This is a genomic window from Methylorubrum podarium, from assembly GCF_022179745.1.
Lineage (GTDB): Bacteria > Pseudomonadota > Alphaproteobacteria > Rhizobiales > Beijerinckiaceae > Methylobacterium > Methylobacterium podarium.
Window position 1 is genome coordinate 1 of record NZ_BPRD01000474.1, and the last position, 2,138, is coordinate 2,138.

At 71.2% G+C, this 2,138-nt stretch carries 4 protein-coding genes; 2 read left to right on the top strand and 2 right to left on the bottom strand.

Annotated elements, in window-relative coordinates; translation table 11 throughout:
- Both MFF42_RS21195 and MFF42_RS21200 read left to right on the top strand, forming a co-directional pair.
- Positions 1-246 (top strand): ABC transporter permease (locus tag MFF42_RS21195; RefSeq protein ID WP_238257524.1); only part of this gene is annotated, 246 nt, incomplete at its 5' end.
- A 22-nt stretch (positions 247-268) separates the two neighbouring features.
- Positions 269-1,246, top strand: coding sequence for a hypothetical protein (locus MFF42_RS21200; protein ID WP_238257526.1), 978 nt, complete (start codon positions 269-271; stop codon positions 1,244-1,246).
- A 12-nt stretch (positions 1,247-1,258) separates the two neighbouring features.
- On the opposite strand, the gene MFF42_RS21205 is transcribed toward MFF42_RS21200, so the two are convergent.
- Positions 1,259-1,723, bottom strand: coding sequence for a hypothetical protein (locus MFF42_RS21205; protein WP_238257528.1), 465 nt, complete (start codon positions 1,721-1,723; stop codon positions 1,259-1,261).
- Between the two features lie 118 nt (positions 1,724-1,841).
- Positions 1,842-2,138 (bottom strand): alpha/beta fold hydrolase (locus tag MFF42_RS21210; protein ID WP_373875203.1); only part of this gene is annotated, 297 nt, incomplete at its 5' end.

Consider the following 2,138-nt stretch of genomic DNA (forward strand, 5'->3'; position numbering starts at 1 on the left):
CTCATCGTCACGCCGCTGACGTTCCTCGGCGGCAGCTTCTACTCCATCGACATGCTGCCCCCGTTCTGGCGGGCGGTGAGCCTGTTCAATCCGGTCGTCTACCTGGTGAGCGGATTCCGCTGGGCCTTCTTCGGCAAGGGCGACGTGGCGGTCGGCGTCAGCATCGTCGCGACCTTCGCCTTCCTGGCCCTCTGCCTCGGGCTCGTGACCTACATCTTCCGGACGGGATACCGGCTGAAGAGCTGACGGAACAGAAGGGGAGGGGCGGATGGCGCAGGATCCCTACATCGTCCGTCGGGAGAGCCTCGCGGCCGCCTTCCCGCCCGGCCACGAACCGCCCCGCCTGCTCCTCGACTTCGCGGATTGGCTCGATGGCCGGCCCTGGGGCAGCCTCGGCTGCTTCCGGCTGCAGGGAACGCTCAATGACGAGGCGCCGATCGTCGACGGCAGCGCCCTGCGCAGGGAATTCTCGCTGTTCCTCTACCTGCCCGACGGCTCCCTCGTCGGCCTCTGGCACCCCGACGGCGTGCCGAGGGCGGCGAGCCCCGTCGTCGGTCTCCGCTCCGAGGGCGACGCGGCGGTGCTCGCGGGATCCCTCGAAGGCTTCCTGGCCAAGCTCGCCCGCGATGCGTTCTCGGAGTCGGCCTGGAGCGACCTCGCTCCCTACGAGGACGACGAGGCAGAGATCGCGGGGGACGATGCGCACGCGGCCCTCGCGGCGTGGCTCGGAGACCGGATCGGCGCGGCCCGCCTGAACGAACTGGCGGGCGAGGCCTGCGACCAGACCGCGTTCGCGGCGCGGATGGATTCCTGGATGCACGAGCGCGAAGCCCACTGGGCTAGGCATCCGATCCTGGCCGAGATCGGGCGCGCCCTTTCCGTCCATCGCCCTCGCGGCAAGTCGCCCTGGGATCGGACGCGCCTGCGTGCGACAATCGTCGGCGCGCTCTGCGAGGTGCAGGTCTATCGCAGCGGTCCGCAGCCGGTCGCCGAGGCGGCCGTCGTCGAGCCGCTCCTGCGCGCGCTCCGCGACGAGCAGCACCGAGCCGACCCCGATCTCGGCCTGTGGTTCGAGGCGCAGCTGGCGCTCGACGCGCAGGGCCATATCCTGCCCCGCTTCGAGTATCAGGTCCGCCCGGTCATCGGCGGCGCGCCGGCCCCGGTCGCGGAGGCGCGATCCGACCTTTCACGGGCGCCGCGCCCGGCGCGGTGGATTCCGGATTGGCTCTCCGACGCGGCTGGGTGAGGCCGGGTCCGTTCAGAGCGGACGCACGGCGTCGAGCGTCAGCATCCGCGCCGCCGCCCCGCATCCGAGGACGCGCAGCGCGACCGGTCGGCCCACGGCCAGCATCGTTTCGAGGGACTGCTTGACCGCACCGTTGGTGGCGGCGTCGAGAGTGCGGTAGCCGTCCTCGACGTTGATGAAAGTCCGCTGCCCGGACTTCTCCTCGAGGACGACGGACTGGAGGTAGAGTCCGTCGCGGCCGAATTCCCGCTTCACGACTCGGCCCGTCAGCTTGGCCGGCAGGCAGCCCTCGTCCGTGGACAGGTTGCTCAGGGCGGCGACCTTGCCCGCGGCGTAGGTGAGTTTCGGCCGTGCCAGGGCCGCGCTGCCGAAGACCAGCAAAAGGATGGCGAGCGAGACGAGGGCGGTGGCGAAGGCATCCGCCACGACCGAGCGAAAGACGCCGTCCGCGGCGCGCTGTGACGTCTGACTCGGCATGGCCCAAACTCGAAGCGGGCCCGCAGCTTAGAGACGGACCGGACCCCGGGGGCAGTCGGCCAAACGATCTACTGCCAATAGGTCATGGGCTCGGCCGCGCGATCGCCGAGCCGCGGAGCTAGGGGCGCTCCTTGAGGAACTCCAGCACGCCCTGGCGGTGCAGCCGGTCGCCCACGGCGGTCGAATGGTCGCGGTTCGGCAGGTCGAGGGCGCGGGCGTTCGGCATCAGCTTCGCCAGTTCCGGGCCGGAGCCCGCCACCGTGTCGAGCGTGCCGACGGAGATCAGCGTCGGGGTGTCGATCGCCGAGAGCTCGGCCCGCGAGAGCGTCTGGCGCGAGGCGCGGATGCAGGCGGCGAGCGCCCGCAGGTCGCTCTTGGTCTGCTCGGCGAAGAGGCGGAAGGTCGCCGCCGTCGG

What these genes read in the sequence shown, in the direction of transcription:
- MFF42_RS21200 (WP_238257526.1), top strand. Translation starts at nt 269, where the DNA reads ATGGCGCAGGATCCCTACATCGTCCGTCGGGAGAGCCTCGCGGCCGCC.
- MFF42_RS21205 (WP_238257528.1), bottom strand. Translation starts at nt 1,723, where the DNA reads ATGCCGAGTCAGACGTCACAGCGCGCCGCGGACGGCGTCTTTCGCTCG.